General features: G+C 71.8%; 21 protein-coding genes. 4 read left to right on the forward strand and 17 right to left on the reverse strand.

The genetic code is table 11. From position 1 onward, the window contains the following. Positions 1 to 4 precede the first annotated feature (4 nt). The 4 genes from OHA17_RS26655 to OHA17_RS26670 are packed head-to-tail and all read right to left on the reverse strand — an operon-like array spanning position 5 to position 4047. Positions 5 to 718: an ABC transporter permease gene (locus OHA17_RS26655; RefSeq protein WP_053726133.1), complete on the reverse strand. Its 714-nt coding sequence runs from the start codon at positions 716 to 718 to the stop codon at positions 5 to 7. Further along, positions 718 to 1647, reverse strand: a complete 930-nt coding sequence (locus OHA17_RS26660; RefSeq protein ID WP_053726132.1) for an ABC transporter ATP-binding protein — start codon at positions 1645 to 1647, stop codon at positions 718 to 720. The genes OHA17_RS26655 and OHA17_RS26660 overlap by 1 nt, the downstream gene beginning before the upstream one ends. 43 nt (positions 1648 to 1690) lie before the next feature. Next, on the reverse strand, positions 1691 to 2857 hold the full coding sequence (locus tag OHA17_RS26665) for a nucleotide disphospho-sugar-binding domain-containing protein (RefSeq protein WP_406508674.1): 1167 nt from the start codon (positions 2855 to 2857) through the stop codon (positions 1691 to 1693). Continuing rightward, entirely contained in the window at positions 2845 to 4047 is a 1203-nt protein-coding gene (locus OHA17_RS26670) for a glycosyltransferase (RefSeq protein WP_406508675.1), read from the reverse strand. The genes OHA17_RS26665 and OHA17_RS26670 overlap by 13 nt, the downstream gene beginning before the upstream one ends. 215 nt (positions 4048 to 4262) lie before the next feature. Between OHA17_RS26670 and OHA17_RS26675 the strand changes: the two genes are divergently transcribed. Genes OHA17_RS26675 through OHA17_RS26685 form a run of 3 tightly spaced genes read left to right on the forward strand, consistent with a single transcriptional unit; the run spans position 4263 to position 6861 of the window. Then, positions 4263 to 5327, forward strand: a complete 1065-nt coding sequence (locus tag OHA17_RS26675; RefSeq protein WP_406508676.1) for a ketoacyl-ACP synthase III family protein — start codon at positions 4263 to 4265, stop codon at positions 5325 to 5327. Between the two features lie 34 nt (positions 5328 to 5361). Further along, complete coding sequence (locus OHA17_RS26680) at positions 5362 to 6123, forward strand: NAD-dependent epimerase/dehydratase family protein (protein WP_398871764.1); 762 nt, start codon at positions 5362 to 5364, stop codon at positions 6121 to 6123. Positions 6124 to 6156: 33 nt separating this feature from the next. Next, a complete protein-coding gene (locus OHA17_RS26685) occupies positions 6157 to 6861 on the forward strand; it encodes an antibiotic biosynthesis monooxygenase (protein ID WP_406508677.1) in 705 nt (234 codons plus the stop codon). A 75-nt stretch (positions 6862 to 6936) separates the two neighbouring features. Here OHA17_RS26685 and OHA17_RS26690 read toward each other — a convergent pair whose 3' ends face one another. From OHA17_RS26690 to fabG, 7 genes are all read right to left on the reverse strand, one after another. Continuing rightward, positions 6937 to 8199: an FAD-dependent monooxygenase gene (locus OHA17_RS26690; RefSeq protein WP_406508678.1), complete on the reverse strand. Its 1263-nt coding sequence runs from the start codon at positions 8197 to 8199 to the stop codon at positions 6937 to 6939. After that, on the reverse strand, positions 8196 to 9026 hold the full coding sequence (locus tag OHA17_RS26695; RefSeq protein ID WP_406508679.1) for an SRPBCC family protein: 831 nt from the start codon (positions 9024 to 9026) through the stop codon (positions 8196 to 8198). The genes OHA17_RS26690 and OHA17_RS26695 overlap by 4 nt, the downstream gene beginning before the upstream one ends. Before the next feature lie 11 nt (positions 9027 to 9037). After that, positions 9038 to 10069, reverse strand: a complete 1032-nt coding sequence (locus OHA17_RS26700) for an aldo/keto reductase (protein ID WP_406508680.1) — start codon at positions 10067 to 10069, stop codon at positions 9038 to 9040. A 43-nt stretch (positions 10070 to 10112) separates the two neighbouring features. Then, entirely contained in the window at positions 10113 to 10733 is a 621-nt protein-coding gene (locus tag OHA17_RS26705; protein WP_406508681.1) for an antibiotic biosynthesis monooxygenase family protein, read from the reverse strand. 16 nt (positions 10734 to 10749) lie between these two features. Beyond that, positions 10750 to 12273, reverse strand: a complete 1524-nt coding sequence (locus tag OHA17_RS26710) for an AMP-binding protein (protein ID WP_406508682.1) — start codon at positions 12271 to 12273, stop codon at positions 10750 to 10752. Further along, positions 12266 to 13216 carry an aromatase/cyclase gene (locus OHA17_RS26715; RefSeq protein WP_406508683.1) on the reverse strand — a complete coding sequence of 317 codons (951 nt, stop codon included), beginning with the start codon at positions 13214 to 13216 and terminating at the stop codon, positions 12266 to 12268. Before OHA17_RS26715 ends, OHA17_RS26710 begins: the two co-directional genes overlap by 8 nt. Positions 13217 to 13295: 79 nt before the next feature. Further along, the gene (gene fabG / locus OHA17_RS26720; RefSeq protein ID WP_053726120.1) at positions 13296 to 14093 is read right to left on the reverse strand and encodes a 3-oxoacyl-ACP reductase FabG; all 798 of its coding nucleotides are present in this window, start codon (positions 14091 to 14093) and stop codon (positions 13296 to 13298) included. 178 nt (positions 14094 to 14271) lie between these two features. Here fabG and OHA17_RS26725 point away from each other — a divergent pair, with 178 nt between their 5' ends. Continuing rightward, positions 14272 to 14715: a nuclear transport factor 2 family protein gene (locus tag OHA17_RS26725; RefSeq protein WP_406508684.1), complete on the forward strand. Its 444-nt coding sequence runs from the start codon at positions 14272 to 14274 to the stop codon at positions 14713 to 14715. Positions 14716 to 15191: 476 nt separating this feature from the next. Here OHA17_RS26725 and OHA17_RS26730 read toward each other — a convergent pair whose 3' ends face one another. The 6 genes from OHA17_RS26730 to OHA17_RS26755 all read right to left on the reverse strand — a co-directional run bounded on the left by OHA17_RS26730 (position 15192) and on the right by OHA17_RS26755 (position 20642). Further along, positions 15192 to 15449: an acyl carrier protein gene (locus tag OHA17_RS26730; RefSeq protein WP_406508685.1), complete on the reverse strand. Its 258-nt coding sequence runs from the start codon at positions 15447 to 15449 to the stop codon at positions 15192 to 15194. 35 nt (positions 15450 to 15484) lie between these two features. Then, positions 15485 to 16732 (reverse strand): ketosynthase chain-length factor, encoded by a 1248-nt coding sequence (locus OHA17_RS26735; protein ID WP_406508686.1) that lies wholly within the window; start codon positions 16730 to 16732, stop codon positions 15485 to 15487. Continuing rightward, positions 16729 to 18000 carry a beta-ketoacyl-[acyl-carrier-protein] synthase family protein gene (locus OHA17_RS26740; RefSeq protein ID WP_406508687.1) on the reverse strand — a complete coding sequence of 424 codons (1272 nt, stop codon included), beginning with the start codon at positions 17998 to 18000 and terminating at the stop codon, positions 16729 to 16731. The genes OHA17_RS26735 and OHA17_RS26740 overlap by 4 nt, the downstream gene beginning before the upstream one ends. 60 nt (positions 18001 to 18060) lie before the next feature. Further along, complete coding sequence (locus OHA17_RS26745) at positions 18061 to 18900, reverse strand: alpha/beta fold hydrolase (RefSeq protein ID WP_053726115.1); 840 nt, start codon at positions 18898 to 18900, stop codon at positions 18061 to 18063. Then, positions 18897 to 19667, reverse strand: coding sequence for a cyclase family protein (locus OHA17_RS26750; protein ID WP_053726114.1), 771 nt, complete (start codon positions 19665 to 19667; stop codon positions 18897 to 18899). The genes OHA17_RS26745 and OHA17_RS26750 overlap by 4 nt, the downstream gene beginning before the upstream one ends. A 156-nt stretch (positions 19668 to 19823) precedes the next feature. Next, complete coding sequence (locus tag OHA17_RS26755) at positions 19824 to 20642, reverse strand: BTAD domain-containing putative transcriptional regulator (protein WP_406508688.1); 819 nt, start codon at positions 20640 to 20642, stop codon at positions 19824 to 19826. Positions 20643 to 20851 lie beyond the last annotated feature (209 nt).

The raw sequence follows: 20851 nt of genomic DNA on the forward strand, positions 1-20851 counted from the left end.
CGGATCAGGCGCGACGGCCGCCCCTGCGGTAGGCGAAGGCGGCGAAGGCCGCGAGCAGCGCCGTCCACAGGGCGAGCACGCCGAGCCCGGTGCCGCTCGGCGCGGAGTTGGCCGCCGCGTCCCAGGAGAGCTGGGCGTAGCGGTAGACCGGGGTCTCCTTCGACAGCGGCTGCAGCCACTGCGGAAGGCTGTCGGTCGGCATCATCAGGCCGCCGAGCAGCGTCAGGGTCAGGTACGAGACGGTGCCGGCGATCTGCGCGAGCTGTGCCTTGAAGAGGTAGCCGATGCCGATGCCGAGCATCGCGAGCGGGGCGATGCCGACCCAGAGCAGCAGGAAGATCTCCAGCCAGGTGCCGGGCGAGAGGTCGACGCCCCGGTAGAACTTGCCGATCAGGCCGATGACCACGATCGGCAGGATGCCGAGGCAGGTGGCGACCGCGCCGCGGGCGATGACCACCTGGACCGGCGAGAGCGGGGTGAGCCGCAGCTGGCGCAGCCAGCCGAGCGCCCGGTCCTCGGCGATGCCGGTGCCGTTGGTGATGACCACGCCGAGCGCGCCGAACGCGGCCGCGCCGACCATGGCCCGCACCAGGGACTCCTGGTCGGGGCCGCCGCCCGCGAGGGTGACGTACAGGCCGACCGGCATGATGAGGCTCATCATGAGGTAGCCGCCGTTGCGGACGAGCCGCAGGATTTCGAGGCGGATGTAACCGAGCATCAGTTGGTCCGTCCTTCCGGAGCGGCGGCCGCGTGGCGGGACTGGTGGGTGAGCGCGATGAAGGCCTCCTCCAGGCCCACGCCCGAGACCTCCAGGTCGGTGAAGGCGTCGGCGCGCGACAGTGCGTGCACCGTCGAGTCGGAGTCGCTGGTGCGCAGGTGGACGCGGCCGCCGCGGAACTCCACGGAGCTGACGCCCGGCAGCAGGTCGAAGCCGTTCTGGGCGCCGCGCGGCACGAAGCTGACCGTGCGGCCCTCGATCATGGACTTGATCTGCGAGGTCGTGCCGTCGGCGACGACCCGGCCCGAGGCGATGACGACGACGCGGTCGGCGCTGTCGTCGGCCTCTTCGAGGTAGTGCGTCGAGAAGAGGACGGTGTTGCCGCGCTCGGCGTACCGCTGCATCGCGGCCCACAGCTCGCGCCGCGACTCGACGTCGAGGGCGGCGGTCGGCTCGTCGAGGACCACCAGGTCCGGGTCGCCGGCCAGGGCGAGCGCGAACCGCACGCGCTGGGCCTGGCCGCCGGAGAGCCGGTCCACGTTACGGGTGGCGATCTTGGTGAGCTCGGCGAGCTCCAGGACCTCCTGGAGCGGCAGCGGCTTGCGGTAGGTCTGGCGCACGAAGTCGACCAGCTCGCGCACCGAGACCCGGGGAATCATCTTCCCCTCCTGGAGCATGGCCCCCAAGTGCCCTGCGCGCATGGCGAGTTCGGGCTTCTTGCCGAAGACCTCGATGGTGCCCTGGTCCGGCGGGAACAGTCCGAGGAGCATGTTGATGGTGGTGGACTTGCCGGCGCCGTTGGGGCCGAGGAGGGCGACCGTCTCACCGCGGCCGATCGTCAGATCGATCCCGTCGACGGCGCGGACGCTGCCGTACTCCTTGACGACACCCTTGAAGACGACCGCGGGCGGGCCGTGCTGTTCTGCCATGGGGGGTGGCACCTGTTCCCTTTCCTGTGTGAGTGAGCGCATGTCAGATCAGCCCTTCCAAGGTGTGGACCAGCTCCGTGGGGCCTGGCAGGCATTCGATCTCCGCGCGTACGTCGTGCGCGGCCTTGCGGTGACGCTCGTCCTCAAGAAGGCCGAGGAGAGCCTCCCGGACGAGTTGCGGGTCGTGCTGCTCGGCCTCGGTGGCGAGGCTGAGCCCGGATCCGGACTCCTGGACGAGCCGGCCGGTGGTCTGGAGGAACGGCTTGTCGCCGGGCAGCACCAGCTGCGGGACGGCCGAGGCGAACGAGGTCATGCTGGTGCCGCTGCCGCCGTGGTGGACGGCGAGGGCCGTGTGGCGCATCACCGGTCCGATCGGGAAGCGGTCGACGACCTTGACGGAGGACGGGATCCCGGCGAGCGCCGAGTGGTACTGGGCGTCGATCGGGAACAGCACGTCCAGGCCCTGCTCGGTGCACGCGTCCAGGACGTTCCGGAAGCCCAGCGGCAGTTCGCCCGTCTCGGCGAGCACCCGGCCGTGCCACATGCCCAGGCACAGCAGGGCCCTGGGCCGCTCGGGCCGTACGACCGCCCAGTCGGGCAGTTCGGCGGTGCCGCAGTACGGGACGTACCGCGAGAGCAGGCCCGGGGTGTTGTCGCCCTCGGGGAGCAGCGAGGCCGGGCTCGGGTCGATGATGAGGGCCGGGTCGGGGAAGCCGTCGGCCCCGAACTCGGCGCACAGGTCGTGCAGTTGGACCTTGGCCTGGCGAAGCAGCGGGCTGGTGAAGTCGTCGGGGCCCCAGCGATGGATGATGCCGGGCACGCCGAGGGCACCGGCGACGACGAGTCCGCCGAACTCCACCGGGTCGGTCACCACCAGGTCGGGCTCCCAGGCCCGGCCGAGGTTCACCAGGTCGTCGATGTAGCCGCCGAGCCGGGTGCGCCAGCGCTCGCCGACCGCGTCCCACTCGGAGTCCGCGCGGCGGTCCATGCCGGCCCGGTCGGGCATCGCCACGGCGCCGGGCCGGGTGAGCCGCTGGCGGGTCTCGCCGCCGCCGACGAGGCGGGTGTCGAGGCCGGCCGCGGCCGCGAACTTCACGAGCTCGGCGTCGCCGGCCACCAGCACCTGGTGTCCGGCCGCCCGCAGCGCCCAGGTCAGCGGCACCATCGGCACGATGTGGCTGGGGACCAGAGCGGTCACTAGGACGCGCATGTCTCCTCCTGGACCGCGTGCGCGGCGACGAGTTCTTCGAGGTCGGTGACCAGCTGTTCCACCGGCGGGCAGGCGAGGACCGAGCGCCGCACGGCGGAGGCCCTGCGCTGGAAGGAAGGCTCGGTGAGCAGCCGGCCGAGGGCTTCGGTGACGGTCTCGCCGGTGACCCAGTAGGCGGGCAGGTTGATGCCGCTGCCGACCTCGGCGACGTGCTCGGCCGAGTTGGGCTGGTCGTCGTACATCGGCGTGACGAGCATCGGCGTACCGCTGCGCAGGCCCTCGCGGATGCTGCTGTGGCCGCCGTGCGTGACGAACACGTCGGCCGCCTCCAGGAGCACGTCCTGCGGGACCCACTCGGTGAGCAGCCGCACGTGCGGGGGGACTTCGCCGAACTCCTCGGGGTCGCGGCCCACGCCGATCGAGACCAGCGCGGTGCAGTCGAGCCCCGAGACCGCCTCGATCACCGCGTGCAGCACCTCGTCGGACTTCCATGGCATCGACGGCGCCATCGTGCCGATGGAGGCGTACACCACCGGCTTGTCGTCGGGCAGCTCGGCGAGCCAGGGCAGGGCCTTGTCGTCGCTGCGGTACGGGGTGGTCTGGCGGTAGTGGCGCAGGGTGCGCGGGTCCAGGTCGTCGCCGGTGCACTCGGCCGGGAGCCAGCTGATGAGGCCGTGCCCGTAGGCGGAGTTGTCGTCGGGGTCGGCGGGCAGGCCGAGTTCGGCCCGCAGCTTGTTCAGCGGCTCGTGCGTCACGGCGGGAAGCAGCAGATGGGTCGAGCCGCCGGCCACCGCGATGTGCGGGATGCCGAGCGACTCGGCGGCGAGCAGGCCGCCCATCTCCTCGCCCTCGCGGACGATCAGGTCGGGCTTCCAGTCGGCGGCGATCTTCAGGATGTCGCGGGCCGCGGCCAGGGCGGGCGGCCCGAGCACACACTCCACGAGCCCCTCCTCGTACGCCTCCTGGTCGGCCCGGAACAGCGGAAGCGCGATCGCCTCGATGCAGAAGGGGTCCTTGGCCCAGTCGAACCCGGCCGGGAAGAACTCCAGGCCGTAGCTCACGCTCTCCTCGCGCATGGACTCGTCGTCGGCCACGGCGACGGTGTGCCCGGCCCGGACGGCGGCCTGGGCCAGGGGGATCAGCAGGCGCAGATGCGACTTGCCCGCATGGGCGGTGAACAGGATGCGCACGGCGGGTCTCCGATTGGGGGGTGGGGGCGGCCCTCACGGGCCGCCCGTCGGTATGGCCAAGAGCGTGACCCGCCCCACTCGAACTCCACTTGAGCCGCCATGGGCCGGGCTTTCCCCGCCCGCACTCAAGTCCTATTCGAGAGGCGGTGGCGACCTTGGGCGCATGCCGTATGCCCGAAGGAACCGACCGAACCGCCGAACAGGGGAGTAGCTGGATGCGTTGGAACGAGATCTATGTCGCCTCGCTCGGCAGCTGGCTGCCCGAGCCCGTCCCGGTGGCCGAGGCCGTCGCGGCCGGGGAGTGCGGCCAGGAGTGGATCGACGACTTCGGGTACGAGTCCGTGCGGATCGCCCGCGAGAGCGAGGAGGAGGGCTGGACGGCGCCGCCGGACATGGCCGTCGCCGCCGGCCGCACCGCACACGAGCGCTCCGGCCTGAACAAGTCCGCGTACTCCCTGCTCCTGCACGGCAGCACCTGGTTCCAGGGCCTCGACATCTGGCCGGCCGCGTCCTACATCGCCAAGCGGACCGTCGGCGCCACCGTGCCCGGCCTCGATGTGCAGCAGCGCTGCAACATCGGCATCAGCGGGCTCGACCTGGCCGCCGCCCACCTCAAGGCCGGCTACGGCAAGGGCAGCGCGGTCATGCTCACCACCGCCGACCGCTTCGGCGGCCCCGGCGCCAACCGCTGGCAGCTGCGGCACGGCAACGCCTACGCCGACGGCGCCACCGCCACCATCCTGTCCACAGAAGGCGGCTTCGCCCGCCTCAAAGCCACGGCGACCGTCGCGGACAACTCCCTTGAGCCGATGGCCCGCGGTGACGAGGAGTTCGGCCCGGTCTCGCGCGCCGCCGAGCGGCAGATCGACCTCACCGCACGCGGCGACGCCCAGAAGGCCGTCAGCGACGAGACGATGACCAACATCCGCTTCGGCAAGGTGATGCAGGAGGCCAAGCAGGCCGTCCTCGACGACGCCGGGCTTGAGATGGACGACATCGCGTACGTCATCATCCCCTCCACCGGCCGGATCAAGGGCCCCTTCCAGATCCACCACCTGCTCGGCGTGGACGAGTCCGAGACCACCTGGGAGTTCGCCCGCCGCAGCGGCCACATCGGGGCCGGGGACTGGGCCGCGGGCCTCGAAGACCTGCTGCTCACCGGCCAGTTGAAGCCCGGCGACCACGTGATGCTCTACGGCGGCGGCGCGGGCTACACCATCACCACCGCCGTGCTGGAAATCCTGGAGATCCCGGCCTGGGCCGAGCCCGCCGCAGCCTGAACAAGCCGCCCACCACAAGGAGTTGGCACACCCCATGGAGATAGTCGGCAGGGGCTTCCTGGCCGGACACCTGGCAGGCATCGCCGGACACCACCCCGACGTGGTGGCGCTGGCCGCCGGGGTCTCGGCCGCCGGTGACATTCCGCCGGAGCAGTACACCCGGGAGTCCAAGCGCCTGTACGAGGTGCTGCGGCACTGCGAGAAGACCGGCAAACGCCTGGTGTTCTTCTCCACGGCGTCCGCCGGGATGTACTCGGTGCCCGACGCCTCGCCCGGCCGCGAGGACGGCCCCGTCTACCCGGCGACCCCGTACGGCCGCCACAAGCTCTCCCTCGAAGCGGTCGTCAAGTCCTCGGACGTCGAGTACCTGATCCTGCGCCTGTCGCACGTCGTCGGCTTCAACCAGCCCGCCCACCAGCTACTGCCCGCCCTGGTACGGCAGTTGGTGAGCGGCGAGATCCGGGTCTACCGCGGCGCGCAGCGCGACCTGATCGACGTCGAGGACGTCATCAAGATCGTGCACACGCTGCTCGTCGACGGCCGCACCCGTGACGTCGTCAACGTCGCCTCGGGCCACGCCCCGCACATCGAGGACGTCGTCACGCACATGGAGCACCTGCTCGGCACCCGCGCCGAGAAGTCCTACGTGGAGGCCTCCGGCGCCCAGCCCGTCTCCATCGACAAGCTCTGCCGTCTCGTGCCGCCGGTGTACGGGCTCGGCTTCGGGCCCGACTACTACCGCACGGTCCTCGACAAGTACGTGCACGCCTATGCGCACCAGCCGGTCACCGCGTAACCACACACCCACTCAGATTCGGAGTCACACCCCATGAGCGAGAACAGCCCCGTCGTCGCGGTCGCCCACTTCGTCCTCAAGGAGAAGCACAAGGCGAAGGGCGCCGAGTTCGAGAAGGCCTACCTCAAGTACAAGGAGGCCGTCGCCGCCAAGGACGGTCTGCTGCGCACCGCGCTGCTCCGCGGCATCAAGGAGCCCGACAACTTCGTCATCCTGACCTGGTGGCGGGACGCGGACGCGCACCGCACGGTCGTCGGCGACTGGCAGTTCTTCACCGCCGTCAGCAGCCGCTTCGTCTACCTCGCCGCCATCACCAGCGTGCACGGCCCGGTCCTGGCCGGCCAGAACGCGGCCGACGGCCTCGGCGAGCTCGCGGTGCCGTCCGCGGACGGCCTCGGCGAGCTCGCGGTGCCGTCCGCGGACGCGGCCGTCGCGCTCACCACGTTCACCCTGCGCGAGGGCGCCGACCAGCAGGCCTTCGAGGGCTCCTTCCTCGGCCACCTGTCCTTCGTCAAGGGCCACGAGGGCTTCCTCGGCCACCAGCTGGTGCACTCCAACCGCGAGACCGGCGCCTACGTCAACATCGGCTGGTGGAGCGGCCCCCAGGCCTACCTGCCGGTCCTGCAGAGCCCCGAGATGGCCGCCGACGCCAAGACCATGGCCGTGCACGCCGAGGTCAAGGGCGGCCTGTACAAGGCGGTCGTCGACTCGGCCCGCACCGAGGTCGCCACCGTCTGAGCACCGCGAACCACCGCACACCGAAAGGCGGGCCGGGTCTTCGAGACCCGGCCCGCCTTTCGCGTCGCGTACTTTTCAACGGGTGGTGAACAGCCCCTCGGCCACCTCGATCGACGGGTTGCCGAACGCGATGGTGCGCAGCACCTTGCGGTAGACCGGGGTGTGCTTGACGACGGCCGCGAGCTTCGGGCGCACCCGCGTCGCGAACGTGCCGGTCGACAGCATCGCCTTGGACTGCATGCCCTGGAGCCGCATCATCGTCGCGATGTCGGGCGCCCGGCGCTCCTCGAAGCGGGCCAGGAACGCCGCGCTCGCATCCCCCCGGCCCACCGACTCGACAAGCAGCGGGTGCAGCACGACCGCGTCCTGCACCGACAGGTTGATGCCCTGCGCGCCGATCGGGCTGTGCGTGTGCGCCGCGTCGCCCATCAGGACCAGGCCGTCGGTGGCCCAGCGCTCGGCGCGCCCGGAGAACACGTCGAGCAGGCTGAGGTCGCGCAGCGAGGTGATCTGCTCCTCGATCAGGTCCGCGTACGCCGGCACCGCCTTCGACAGCTGCGCCTTGACGTGGCCGAGGCCCTCGGCGACCACGTTCTTGTAGCCGCCGTGCGGCAGCGTCCAGCCGACCTGGATCCGGTTGGGCCAGGACCCGTACGCCAGCACGGGGCTGGTGCCCGCGCTCCTGAACACCCGTACGTCGTGGCTGACTTCGGGCTCGTCCTTGGTCAGCTTGAACCACAGCACGTCCTGGTCGAAGGCCTCGCTGCGGCCCGCCTCGATGCCGGCGAGCCGGCGCACCTTGGAGAACCGCCCGTCGGCGCCGACCACGATCTTGCTGTGGAAGACGTGCCCGTCGGCGGCGGCCCCGGTGACCCGGCCCCGCTCGTCGCGCAGCAGCGCGTTGACGCGGCAGCCGTCCACGTACTCGAAGTCGGGGAACTCGGCGCAGCGCAGCAGGAGTTCGGTCAACAGGTGGGACTGCGGGATGGACAGCAGGTGGTCGTACGGGGCCGGCAGCGCCCGGTAGTCGATGTCCAGCAGGACCCGGTCCTGCTCCACCAGGCGGAAGCGGTCGTGCTCGTGGCAGCCGCGCTCGCGGGCCCCGGCGAGCACGCCGAGCCGGTCCAGGACCGTCATCGCGCCCGGCTGGAGGATCTCGCCGCGGAACTCCCGCTGGTGCGAGCGCGAACGCTCCACCACGCTCACCCGCACCCCGGACTTGAGCAGCAGCAGAGCGAGGGTCAGACCGGCGGGGCCCGCCCCGACGACGCACACGTCACTGCGGTGCTCCTCGTCGGTGCGGGCCCCCGCGCGGACCTCCTCGGCGGCCGCGGTCATCGCTGCCCGGCCAGCGCGAGCGCGGAGCGCACGTCGGTGGTGGCCATCTCAAGGACCCGGTCGCGGCCGGTCGGGGCGACGGCGAGCACGTCCGCCGTCACCAGGACCCCGCCGGGCGCCTCCACCAGACGCCAGCGGCGCCGGTAGAGCTCGGCCGGCGCGGGCGGCGTGAGCAGTTTCTGTACGAGGGTGTGGCCGCCGTGCTCGATCTGCACGGTCGGCGCGTCGTCCTGGGTGCCGAACCAGGCGCTCTCCTCGCCGTCGCGCCACGGCAGCGCGTCCAGGAGCCGGGCGTGCACCGAGGCGACCGAGCCGGACAGGACCGCGCTGTCCTCGACCCGGATCACGTCGGAGGTGAGCGAACCGGGCTGCTCCGTCTTGGACTTGAGGGTGCGCATCTGGAGCCCGCCGTGCCGGTCGAGCTCGCCCGCCGTCTCCGCGGGGTCCGCGTCCGTGGTGAACCAGTGCCCGGACACCACCCGGCAGCCGCCGTCGGGGCGGGGCAGGAAGTCCCAGGTGCCGCCGAGTTCCTTGATCGGGCCCACCGAGCCCTGCTGCGCGAAGTCCATGCGCAGCGCCACCGGGTCCAGGGTGCGCCGGGACGTCCAGATGCGCAGGCCGCCCTCGGGGCCCGGGCGCACCGCCCAGAACTTCACCTCGTCGTCCTGGCCCTGTTGGCTCAGGGTCTCGGTGTGCGCGATCCAGGGGTAGAGCAGCGGCCAGTCGGCCACATCGGTCAGCGCCCGGTAGACGGTGTCCGCCGAGGCGTCGATCTCGATGCCGGCACGCGTCCGGTGGATCTCCCTGTCGGTCGTGGAAGTGCTCATCGCAGTACCTCTCAGAGGATGGCGGGGGAGGGGGTGGCGGCGGCCTTCGCCCGGAGCATGCGGCTCAGGGTCAGCCCGGGGTCGGTGACCACGACGGGGCCGAGCGCCGCGTCGATGCGGGCGAGCAGCTCCGGGTCGAGCACGGCCTCGGCGGCCGCGAGGTTGCGGCCGATCTGCTCGGGCGCGGAGGCTCCGATGACGGCCGTGGCGACCTGGGTGTTCTGCAGCACCCAGGCCAGGGCGAGTTGAGGCATCGTCAGATCGGTCTCCGAGGCCAGCTCGGCGACGCGGCCGACGGCGGCCAGGACCTCGTCCGACAGGAAGCGGTAGCGCTGGATCGAGACGTCTCCGCCCTTGGCGGCCACCGCCCGGGAGCCCGCGGGCGCCTGCTGCCCCGGCTTGTACTTTCCGGTCAGTACGCCGCCGGCCAGCGGCGACCAGACCATCTGCCCGATGCCGAGCGGCGCGCACGCCGGGACGACCTCGGCCTCGATGACCCGCCACAGCATCGAGTACTGCGGCTGGTTCGAGACCAGCTCGATGCCGAGGTCGCGGGCGAGTTCCGCGGCCCGCTCGATCTCGTCGGCGGCCCACTCCGAGACACCGACGTAACGGACCTTGCCCGCGGCCACGGCGTCCGCGAAGGCGCTCATCGTCTCTTCGAGCGGCGTCGAATCGTCGTACAGGTGCGCCTGGTACAGGTCGATGTGCCCGGTGCCGAGGCGGCGCAGCGAGGCGTCCAGGCTCTCGGCGATACGGGTCCGCGACAGCGCGCCCGGGCCGGGCCCGCTGCCCCTGCCGACCTTGGTGCAGATCACGACGGCGTCCCGGTCGACGCCCGCGAGGGCCCGGCCGAGGTGCTCCTCGGCCCGGCCCTCGGCGTACGCGTCGGCGGTGTCGAACGTGGTGATGCCCGCGTCGAGGGCGGCCCGCACGCAGGCGGAGGCGGCCCGGTCGTCCAGCTGGTTGCCCGCGGTCAGCGAGTTCCCGAACGCGACCCGGCTGACCACCGGTCCCGAGGCACCGAGACGGCGGTACTCCATGGTGAATCCCTTCTGTTCTGGGCGGGGCCCGCCTCCCGAGCCGTCAGGCGCCGGCCGGGGCGAGCTCGGCGCGGTTGCCCGCGACGTGGGCGGCGGGCACGGTGCGCACCTCGGCGAGCGCGGCGAGGGCCGCGTACTCGGGCAGGGCGGTCGCCGCGAGCGCGGCTTCCGCGTCGCGCCAGCGGGTGAGCGCGGTGAACCCGCCGGGGCGGGCGAACAGCGACTTGGCGAGGTCGGAGGCGACGAAGCCGTCGACGGCGGCGGCCGCCTGCGCATGGGCGCGGTGGGCCCCGACAAAGACGTCCGCGTTGTCGGCCTCGACGGTGAAGAAGTCCACGAAGAGCACGTCGCCGGGCTCGCCCGCGACGCCGTCGAAGCGCGCGAGCCCCATCGAGGGGTCGGCCTCCACGGAGACGATCTTGTGGAATTCCTCGGCGTGCTCCTGGAACGTGGCGCTCGCGAGGACCTTCTGGAAGTCCTCGGGCCGCTCCCACCAGCCGAGGTTGACGTACACCTCGGGCCGGTCGGCCGAGCGGACCGCCTGGTGGGCGAGGAAGCCCGGCTGGGCGCGCATCCACTCCACGTGGGCCAGGAAGCGGGCCTCGAACTCCTCGGCGCCCGCCGGGTCGAGCAGCGTGAACGTGTTGATGACGGTGAAGGACATGCGGTGCCTCTCCGGCTCAGCTTGCGACGGGCTGACGATGTGTCAACTGCTCGGCAAGGACCCGTCGTTGGATCTTTCCGTTGCCCGAGCGCGGGATCGCGTCGAGCGTCATGGCGTCGCGTACGTGCTGGTAGTACGGCAGGGCGTCATTGGCCTGCGCGATGACATCGGCGAGGTCGTCCGGGTGGGCGCCGGCGAGCACCACGAGGGCGCCCGCGACCGCGCCGTGCTCGACATCGGCCAGCTCGACCACGACGACGTCGGCGACCCGCGGGTCGCGGCGCAGCACGCGCTCCACGTCCGAGGGCGCCACCAGGAAGTTGTCGCACTTGAAGACGTCCTTGAGCCGGTCCACCAGGAACAGCCGGCCGTCCTCGTCGATCCGGCCGACATCGCCGGTGCTCAGCCAGCCGTCCGGCTCAAGGCCGGTGCCGTCGGGCCCGCCCGCGTACCCCTGCATCACCTGCGGGCCGCGCAGCTGCACCTCGCCGACGCCGCCCGCCGCGAGCACCGCGCGCGAGTCGATGTCGACGACCCGGCACTCGGTCCCGGCGACCGGGGTGCCGACCGAGCCGTGCACCGGGTGGTCCGGGTCGTCGCTGTGGGTCAGCGGGGAGGTCTCGGCGAGCCCGTACCCCTGGAAGACCGGCACGCCGAACCGCTTGGACAGGCGGCGCGCGGCCGGCACCGGAAGGCCGGAGCCGCCGGAAGCGATCCGCCGCACCGACGTCATCGAGACGGAGTCCAGATCCGGGTCGGCCGCGAGCCGGGCGAGCCGCACCGGCAGGCTGTACAGGATCGTCGCCCGATGCCGGTTGGCGGTCATCAGAGCGGCGTACGGCTCCGGCGAGGCGCACAGGACCTGCGTGGCGCCCGCGGCGATCGCCGAGTTGAGGTGCATCGGATGGTAGGTCGGCAGGTGGTTCAGGCTGACCGTGTCGCCGTCGAGCCGGTGCGCCTGGGCGATCTGCGCCGCGTTGACGGTCACGTTGCGGTGGCTGAGCCGAACGGCCTTGGGGCGCCCGGTGGTTCCGCTGGTGAACTGGAGGGCGGCGGTGTCCTCGGGCCCCTTGCCGTGGGCGGCGAGGGGCTGCTCGGAGGCGAGCGCGTCGAGACCATCGGTACCGGCGCCGATCAGGACGACCTCGCGCAGCTCGGGGAGCCGGTCGCGGACCTGCTCCAGGCGCGCGTTCAGACCGGTGTCGAGCAGCGCCACGCGGGCTCCGCCGAGACCGAGCACGTGCAGCAGGTCGTCCTCGCGCAGCAGCGGGTTGACCACGGCCACGGTGTGCCCGGCCCGCACGGCCGCGTAGTACGCGACGGCGACGTCCGGGTGAAGGACGGTGCCCACCGCCACGACCGTGGGCTCGGGCGCGAGCGCCTGGAGCCCGGCGGCGACGGCGGTGACCCGGGCGTCGAAGGTGGCGTAGTCCATATCGAAGTCGTCGGTGACGACGGCGCGCCGCGCGGGGTGCGCGGCGGCGGCCCGGGAAAGCAGCTGGTCGAGCCGGTCGGGCACCTCGGGCAGGGTGTCAGCCACGGAGCGCCTCCGCGTAAGTGCGGGCCAGCTTAAGGGTGTTGGTGGAGTTGGTGGACAGGGCGCGGTGCACATAGGCACGCGCGTCGGCGACGGTCTTGCCCTCACCGAGGTACTTCTCGATGGTGTCGGTCCGCAGCGTGACGGTGTGCCGGGAGGTCACATCGACGCCGCCCTCGACCTCGACGATGGTCCAGCGACCGGTGTGGGCGGTCATGAGGCCGGGCACGGTGGTCTGCTTGTAGACGATGCGGTCCGGGGCGAAGACGACGCGGATCGACTCGGTGGTGTGCACCGAACCGTCGGCGGTGCTGGTGTCCATCGCCATGACCTGCACGCCCGGCTCGTCCTCGGTCAGGTCGAGACGCGCGACGTGCGGCAGGCGCTCGGGCCACAGGTCGGCCCGGTTCAGGAAGTCGAATACATCAGCAGCGTCGGCGTCCATGCGGACGGTGTCGTCGAAGGTGAAGACCAGGTCGTCCAACTGGGCGTGCTGCTCGGCGAGTTCCTTGATGTTGTTCAGCTCGGCCGCGCTGTTGCGGTCCACCGCCGAGTTGATCCAGTCCACGGAGTCCGGGGCGTCGTCGACGGCCTCGAAGTCGTGGTGGAGTTCGAGCAGCGAGGTCTCGGCGTCCACGGGGGAGACCACCCAGGCGCCGCCCATGCCCGCCACCGGCGGCGTCGAGACCTCCTGGCGGAAGTCGACCCGCAGGCGCTGCGGGTCGAAGGTGCGGCGCGAGATCCAGTTCTTGACGGCGCCGTTGGCGGTCGCCCAGATGTGGATGCGCTCGGCGCGGTCGTCCCGCTCCAGGTGCTCGACGTGCACGTTGGGGCCGAAGTACTGCGGCCACTTGGTGACATCGGCGACGATCCCGTACACGACCTCGGCGGGGGCGGCGACGGCGACGCTGTGGAGGGTGTGGTGCTTCGTTCCGGTCACGGACACGGGGTAACTTCCTTAAGCGATAGGGGAGTTGAGGGAGCCGTCGGGCTCGTCGTCGGGGTCGGTCGTCGACCCCTCGGGGTCAGAAGTTGCCGAGGCCGCCGCAGACGTTGAGGGCCTGCGCGGTGATCGAGGCGGCGGTGTCGGTGGCCAGGTAGCCGACCAGACCGGCGACCTCCTCCGGAGTGGAGTAGCGGCCCAGCGGGATCTTCGAGGTGAACTTGGCGAGGATCGCGTCCTCGGAGGTGTCGTACGCCTCGGCGTAGCCCTGCCGCACGCGCTGCGCCATCGGCGTCTCGACGTAGCCGGGGCAGACGGCGTTCACGGTGATGCCGGTCGGGGCGAGCTCGTTGCCGAGCGCCTTGGTGAAGCCGACCACGCCGTGCTTGGACGCGGAGTAGGGGGCGCCGAGCACCACGCCCTGCTTGCCGGCGGTGGAGGCGATGTTGATGATCCGGCCCCAGCCGCGCTCGCGCATGCCGCCGGCGTTGAGCGCCTCGCGGGTCACCCGGAACACGCTGTTCAGGTTGGTGTCGATGACGTCTTCCCACAGCTCGTCCGACACGTCGGCGGTCACGCCGCCACCGCTGCGGCCGGCGTTGTTGACCACGACGTCGACGCGGCCGTACGCGGTGACGGCGGCGGCCACGAGCTCCTTGACGGACTCGGGGCTGCGGACGTCGGCGGTCGCGCCGGACACCTCCAGGCCCTCCTCACGGAGCTCCTTCACGGTGAGCTCCACGGACTCGGCGCTGCGCGCGCAGATGAACACCGCGAGCCCGGCCGCGCCGAGCGCCCGCGCCGACGCCAGACCGATCCCGCTGGTCGCCCCGGTGATGAGCGCGACCCGGCGCTCGCTGGTGACCTTGGGCTGAGTCATACGAATCTCCTCGGGTGGGTTGGTGTACGGGGGCCAACGTGCGCCGGTGCACTCGAACGGGTATCGAGCGGGGCTGGACCCCTTCGCGGGGCTCCGGCCCCCCACCGGCGCACCAGCGCGGGTCGAGCGGGGGCCGTGATGCTCAGGGAGCAGGAAGATCCAGGAGGAGAGGACCCCCATGAGCGTCACCGAGCTGCCGCAGGCCGCCACCACCGCCGGGCTGTACACGGAGATCCAGCAGTTCTACGCGCAGCAGATGCATCTGCTCGACGACGGCAAGGTCGAGGAGTGGGCCCACACCTTCACCACCGACGGTGTGTTCGCCGCCAACGCGCAGCCGGTCCCGGCGGTGGGCCGTGAGGCCATCACCGCGGCCGCGGCCGCCGCCACCGAGGCGTACGCCAAGGCCGGCGTCCAGCGTCGGCACTGGCTGGGCATGGTCTCGGTCGAGGGCGTCACCGACGGCGCGGTGAACGCGCGTTGCTACGCCCTGGTCATCGAGACGCCGCGGGGCGGACGTCCCGAGATCAAGGCCAGCACGCTGTGCGAGGACCGCATCGTGCGGGTGGACGGTGCCTGGCAGATCGAGGACCGCCAGATCACCCGGGACGACCTGATCTGACCCACCCCAGAACCAGTGCCCGCACGCAATCCCCCGGCGTGCGGGCACTTCTGCGTGCGGCGGGCTTTTTCCCCACCCCGCCCCTTCCCTAGACCCTCCGGGGGTGTGGTGGTTCGGGTGCGGGCCGTGGGTGGTTGCTCGCGCAGTTCCCCGCGCCCCTAGCAGGGTTGATGCTGGCGGGGTCGGCACCTCCAGCCCGTCCGGCGATTGAGGACGAGCGCCCTTAAGGCGCGAACGGGGGTGCAGGGGGCGGAGCCCCCTGCGGGGGTTCGAGGGGCGCAGCCCCTCAGGGGGTCTGGGGCGCAGCCCCAGGGCTCAACCTCTCCAACCCCCTGCACGGGCGGGTGGGTGGGTGAACTCCCCGGGGTCTGGGGCGGAGCCCCAGGGGGTTGCCTCGCGGGCGCACCCCGGGCAACGCAAACGGCCGCCGCACCCCGTAAGGGATGGGCAGCCGTCGCAAGGGGCACCCCGCAGGGCTAGGCCGCCGCCGCCGTAGACGACAGGCACTCGTTGATGAACTCCAGCAGCAGCCGAGGCGTGGACGCCTCCGCAACCGTGTCGTCGGACAGCTGTATCTGGTAGTCCCGCTCGATGACCCCCGTCACCTGAAGGATCGCCAGCGAGTCGTACCCCAGGTCGTCGAACGGCACGTCCAGGACGTCACCGTCCAGGTCGATCCCCTCGCCGACACCGGCGCACTCGCGCAGCAGCGTGGTCAGTTCCTTGAGATTCATGAAGCTCGCCTCTCTCAATGCCAACAAATGGGAGTTCAGTTCGCCGCGGTCACGACGGCCGCGGCGTTGAAGCCGCCGGTCCCGCGGGCCAGGACGAGTGCGGTACGGACCGGGCCGCGCCGGGCCTCGGTGACCAGGTCGAGCGCGTCGGCCGCGACCGGGGACGTGACGTTCACGGTCGGCGGGATCACCGCGTCCCGGATGGAGAGCAGCGCCGCCGCCAGGTCCAGCGAGGCGCCGCCGGCCGACAGCCGGCCCGTCATGGTCTTGGGGGCCGTCACCGGCACGCCGCGGGGGCCGAACAGCGCGGTCAGCGCCGCCTCCTCCTGGCGGTCCAGCTCCGGCACCCCGGACGCGTCGGCGAAGACGACGTCCACATCACCGGCACTCAACCCAGCTTCCGCCAGGGCGAGTTCGGCCGCTCGGCGCAGGCCCGGCTCGCCGCCTCGGCCCGGTGCCGGGTCGAAGGTGGCGGCGTAACCCGAGAGCTGTCCGTAGATCCGGGCGCCGCGCTCGCGGGCCGCCTCGGCGTCCTCCAGGACGAGGATGGCGCCGCCCTCTCCGGCGACGTAACCGCTGGCCTCGCTGTCGAACGGCAGGAACGCGCGCGCCGGGTCGGCGACCGGGCTCATCCGGCCGCCGGCGAGCTGCGCCGTCCAGCCCCAGGGGCAGACCGCGCCGTCGACGCCGCCGGTGACGATGAGCTTGCTGCCCTTGCGCAGCTGGCGCCGGGCCTGGGCGACCGCGTCGAGGCCGCCCGCCTGCTCGGTGACCAGTACGCCGCTGGGTCCGCGGAGACCGTGCCGGATGGAGATCTGGCCGGTGTTGACGGCGTAGAACCAGGCGTACGACTGGTACGCGGAGACGTACTGGCCGCCCTTGCTCCACAGCGCCTGGAGCTCGCGCTGGCCGAACTCGAAGCCGCCCGCGGAGGCCGCGGTGACCGCGCCCGCCGAGTACTGCGGCATCTCGGCCGGGTCGGCGCCCGAGTCCTCCAGGGCCTCCTTGGCCGCGGTCAGCGCGAGCCGCGTCATGTGGTCGGTCTGCGGAAGGAGCCGGCTCGGGATGTGCGCCTCGGCGTCGAAGCCGGGCACCTCGCCCGCCAGCGTGGAGGGGTAGCCGGAGGCGTCGAAGCGGGAGACCGGACGGATGCCGCTCTCGCCCGCCACCGTCGCCCGCCACCAGGCGTCCGTACCGAGGCCGTTGGGGGCGGTGACGCCGATCCCGGTGAACACCGCGGTGGCGGAGCGCACCGCTGTACGTTCGAGCAGCTCGCTCGTCATGCCGTCTTCCTCCGCTCGGGCTTGGTGAGCACGATCGCGCTCTGGAATCCGCCGAAGCCGCTGCCCACGCTGAGCACCGTGTTGATGTCCCGCTCGCGGGCGTGGATCGGCGTGTAGTCGAGGTCGCACTTGGGGTCGGCCTCGTGCAGATTCGCGGTGGGCGGCACCATGCCGTGCTCGATGGCAAGCGCGGACGCGGCGATCTCCAGGGAGCCGATGGCGCCGAGCGAGTGCCCGATCATCGACTTGATGGAGGAGACGGGCGTCGCGTACGCGTGGTCGCCGAGGCTCTTCTTGAACGCGGCCGTCTCGTGCCGGTCGTTCTGCAGGGTGCCCGAGCCGTGCGCGTTGATGTAGTCGATGTCGGTGCCGGGGATCCCGGCCTCCTCCAGCGCCGCGCCGATGGCCTCGGCCATCTCCGCGCCGTCGGCCCGCAGGCCCGTCATGTTGTACGCGTTGGAGCGCGAGGCGAACCCGGCGATCTCGGCGTAGATGTGCGCGCCGCGCGACACGGCCTGCTCGTACTCCTCAAGCACGAACACGGCGCTGCCCTCGCCGAGCACGAAGCCGTTGCGGGACTTGTCGAAGGGCCGCGAGGCGGTCTCCGGCTCGTCGTTGCGGTTCGAGGTGGCCTTGATGGCGTCGAAGCAGGCGACCGAGATCGGCGAGATCGGCGCCTCGGTGGCCCCGGCGATCATGACGTCGGCGCTGCCCTCACGGATCAGCTCGACGGCGTGGCCGACCGAGTCCAGGCCCGAGGTGCAGCCGGTGGAGACCACGGCCGTGGGACCCTGCGCGCCGAACTCCCAGGCCACCTCGGCCGCGAACGAGCTCGGCACGAAGTAGTCGTACAGGTGCGGCACGGCCCGCTCGTGGTCGACGAGCCACTCGGCGCCGTTGTTGCTGACCGCCGCGTACTCGTAGTCGAGCCCGGTGGTCGCGCCGACCGCGCTGCCGATGGTGACGCCGGTGCGGAACGGGTCGATGCCGGCCATGTCCAGACCGCTGTCCGAGACAGCCTCACGGGCGCCGACCAGCGCGAACTGGGCGGCCCTGTCGAGGCGTCCGGCCTGCTCCTCGGTAAGACCCTGGGCGACCGGGTCGAAGTCCACCTCGGCGGCGATCCTCGACCGGAAGGCCGAAGCGTCGAAGAGCGAGACGGCCCTGGTCGCGGTGCGGCCCGCGGTCAGCAGGGACCAGTACTCCTTGGTGCCAACGCCCCCGGGGGCGACCACACCGATTCCGGTGATGACTACGCGTCGGCTCACCTGTCCCCCTCGTTGGGCTGGGCCTGGGGGTGCGCCCCGGGAATGTGCAGCACGGCTGCGTCACCTCTCTGATAGGTCCGCTGTGAGATCCGCTGTTGGAAGGAGTCTCGTCCCGCCCTCTTGACGCCCGCTCGACTCGCCGTCGTACTTCCCCTTGAGCGACTCCCGCAGCTCAAGGGCCACTTCGCGCAGCAGCTCGGGCACCACGCGCTCGCGTACGAAGAAGTGGCCGCCGGGCAGCGTCTGGAGCCGGAAGCGGGTCACCGAGTAGTCGGCCCACTCGGCCACCTCCCACAGCGGCGCGATCGGGTCGTCGCGCCCGGCAAGCGCCATCAGCGGCGTACCGACCGCCATGTCGGCGTTGACCTGGCAGAGCGCCTCGCCCAGGCGCAGATCGTCGCGGAGCGCCGGGATCACCTGGCGCTGCCACAGCGAACGGTCCCGCCCGGCGGCCTCGGGAGGCGCCGCCTCCAAGTCGACCAGGAGGTCGATGAGTTCGTGGTCGGGCAGGCGCGCCCCGCGCAGCAGCGTGTTGCGCAGATGCGGCGGCGGTACGGCGCCGATCACCAGGCGGGCCGGCGGCAGCAGCCCGTCGTCCTCCAGGGTCCGGGTCAGCGCGTGCGCGACCAGACCGCCGAGGCTGTGCCCGTACAGAAGGTAGGGCCGGTCGAGGAGCGGAGTGATCAACTCCCGCAGCTCGTTCATGAGTTCCGTGGCGTCGGTGATCCGCGCCTCCTTGGCGCGCGGCCCGCGGCCCGGAAGGAGCACCGGCACCACCTCGGCCGTGTCGCCGAGGATCTTCTGCCACTTGGCGAAGGAAGAGATCCCGGCGCCCGCGTGGTGGAAGCAGAACAGCCAGGGCGTCACGGTGTCTTCCCGTGCGGCGCTCTCGGTTCTCATTCGTCGATCAGGGCGACGGCCCGGGTCCAGCCCGCCCCCGCTCCGGCGATCTTCACGGGGAAGCAGGACACCCGGAAGCCGTGCGTGGGCAGCGTGTCGAGCTGGGCGAGCCGCTCGACCTGGCAGTACTCACGGCGCCGGCCCGCGAAGTGAGCCGGCCACAGGACCGACTTGTCGCCGGTCTCCTGGAAGGTACGGATCATGTGCCCGAAGGGCGCGTCCAGGCTCCAGGCGTCGGTGCCGATGACGCGTACGCCGAGGTCGAGCAGGTAGTCGGTGGCGGCGCCGTCGAGCCCCGCGAAGTCGGTGAAGTACCGCGGCGTACCGGAGTGTTGTGAGGCCCCCGTGTGCAGCATGACGATGTCGAGCGGCTGCGGGGTGTACCCGATCTCGGCGATCTGCTTCTCGATGCGCTCCACGCCGATGGCGCCGATGCCGACATCGCTCACGTCGAGCACGACGGCCGGACGCAGGAACCAGTCCAGCGGCATCTCGTCGATGTGCCGGGGCCGCCCGTAGTCGCCGACCGAGCCGTAGTGCGAGGGCGCGTCCACGTGCGTACCGGTGTGGCTGGTCAGGGTGAGGGTGTCCAGGGACAGGAGTTCGCCCCCGGGCAGGTCGGCCGGATCGAAGTCGAGCCCGAAGTGCTCCTTCATCTCCGCCGCCATGTGCGCGGCGCCCTCGGCGGGCGTCATGATCTCGTGGACGATCGGGTCCGGCTCCCAGCCGGCCGCGTCCACGGGCGACGACAGATCGATGACTCGCAAGGTAACCCCCAGTGTCGTTGGCGACGTTCGGGGGCACTGTGCGTCGATCGCCTAGAGGCCGGATCGAGCCACGCACGCGTCGGACCCCGCCCTGTGGGGGGAGAGGGCGGGGTCCGGACGCGTTGCTGCCGGGCGGTCGGGCCGCCCGCGCGCCGCTCAGGCGGCGAAGAGGTCGAGCACCGGGCGACGCCCGGCCAGGTGCGAGTCGAGCGCCGGGTCACCGGCGAGCACCGCGCGGTGCAGCTGCTGGAGCCGCGCCGAGGGGTCGAGCCCCAGCTCGTCGGCGAGCCCGCGCCGCAGGTTCTGGAACACGTCCAGCGCCTGCCACTGCCGGCCCGAGCGGTACAGCGCCACCATGCACTGGGCGTGCAGGCTCTCGTGCAACGGGTGACGGGCCGTCAGAGACGTGAGCTCGGCGAGCAGTTGCATGTGCCGCCCGAGCCGCAGGTCGGAGTCGATGCGCTGTTCAAGCACCCCGAGCCGGCTCTCCTCCAGGCGCACCAGCTCGATTTCGAGCAGCGGGCCGAGGCGGACGTCCACCAGGGCCGGGCCGCGCCACATGCCGAGCGCCTCGCGGTAGAGCGCGGCGGCGCTCTCGTCGTCACCACGCTCGGCGGCACCGCGCCCGGTGGCCACCAGACGGTCGTACTCGTGCACGTCCACCGCACCCGGCGTCACTTCGAGGAGGTAGCCGCCGTGCCGGGTGGCGAGCACCTCACGTGCGGTGTAGGGGCTGTCCGGGCCGAGCGCTCCCGCGATCAGCCGGCGCAGCTGAAGGATGTACGTCTGCAAGGTGGTCAGCGCGCTGCGGGGCATGTCGGCCCCCCAGATCTCCTCCATCAGCGTCGGCACCGGCATGACCTGGTTGGCGTACACCGAGAGCAGCGCCAGTATCTGCCGGGGCTTGCCGGCGCTCGGGACGACCGACGTGCCGCCCGACTCGGCCATGAGCGGACCGAGAACCTTGATCTCCATGGGATTCCTCCGGGGTCGGATCTGCCGGATGACCCGATGGTTTTCGGACCCGGCTCCAAGCACCCTCAAAAGCTGTCACCCAGCCCCGACTTACGGCAGTGCCGGGCTCCTGAACCCGGCATGTGAGTGTCCTGGGGCCGGGTATGAAAGTTTCATGTGCATCCCGTGACCGCGGCACTGGGGCGGATTCGGCCGACCCGGCAGAGTTC

It is taken from the genome of Streptomyces sp. NBC_00212 (assembly GCF_045206365.1).
Taxonomy (GTDB): domain Bacteria; phylum Actinomycetota; class Actinomycetes; order Streptomycetales; family Streptomycetaceae; genus Streptomyces.

Bases quoted from the DNA above. Each gene is read 5' to 3' on its own strand.
- OHA17_RS26655 (WP_053726133.1), bottom strand. From the start codon at position 718: ATGCTCGGTTACATCCGCCTCGAAATCCTGCGGCTCGTCCGCAACGGC.
- OHA17_RS26660 (WP_053726132.1), bottom strand. From the start codon at position 1,647: ATGGCAGAACAGCACGGCCCGCCCGCGGTCGTCTTCAAGGGTGTCGTC.
- OHA17_RS26665 (WP_406508674.1), bottom strand. From the start codon at position 2,857: ATGCGCGTCCTAGTGACCGCTCTGGTCCCCAGCCACATCGTGCCGATG.
- OHA17_RS26675 (WP_406508676.1), top strand. From the start codon at position 4,263: ATGCGTTGGAACGAGATCTATGTCGCCTCGCTCGGCAGCTGGCTGCCC.
- OHA17_RS26680 (WP_398871764.1), top strand. From the start codon at position 5,362: ATGGAGATAGTCGGCAGGGGCTTCCTGGCCGGACACCTGGCAGGCATC.
- OHA17_RS26685 (WP_406508677.1), top strand. From the start codon at position 6,157: ATGAGCGAGAACAGCCCCGTCGTCGCGGTCGCCCACTTCGTCCTCAAG.
- OHA17_RS26690 (WP_406508678.1), bottom strand. From the start codon at position 8,199: ATGACCGCGGCCGCCGAGGAGGTCCGCGCGGGGGCCCGCACCGACGAG.
- OHA17_RS26695 (WP_406508679.1), bottom strand. From the start codon at position 9,026: ATGAGCACTTCCACGACCGACAGGGAGATCCACCGGACGCGTGCCGGC.
- OHA17_RS26700 (WP_406508680.1), bottom strand. From the start codon at position 10,069: ATGGAGTACCGCCGTCTCGGTGCCTCGGGACCGGTGGTCAGCCGGGTC.
- OHA17_RS26705 (WP_406508681.1), bottom strand. From the start codon at position 10,733: ATGTCCTTCACCGTCATCAACACGTTCACGCTGCTCGACCCGGCGGGC.
- fabG (WP_053726120.1), bottom strand. From the start codon at position 14,093: ATGACTCAGCCCAAGGTCACCAGCGAGCGCCGGGTCGCGCTCATCACC.
- OHA17_RS26725 (WP_406508684.1), top strand. From the start codon at position 14,272: ATGAGCGTCACCGAGCTGCCGCAGGCCGCCACCACCGCCGGGCTGTAC.
- OHA17_RS26730 (WP_406508685.1), bottom strand. From the start codon at position 15,449: ATGAATCTCAAGGAACTGACCACGCTGCTGCGCGAGTGCGCCGGTGTC.
- OHA17_RS26735 (WP_406508686.1), bottom strand. From the start codon at position 16,732: ATGACGAGCGAGCTGCTCGAACGTACAGCGGTGCGCTCCGCCACCGCG.
- OHA17_RS26745 (WP_053726115.1), bottom strand. From the start codon at position 18,900: ATGAGAACCGAGAGCGCCGCACGGGAAGACACCGTGACGCCCTGGCTG.
- OHA17_RS26755 (WP_406508688.1), bottom strand. From the start codon at position 20,642: ATGGAGATCAAGGTTCTCGGTCCGCTCATGGCCGAGTCGGGCGGCACG.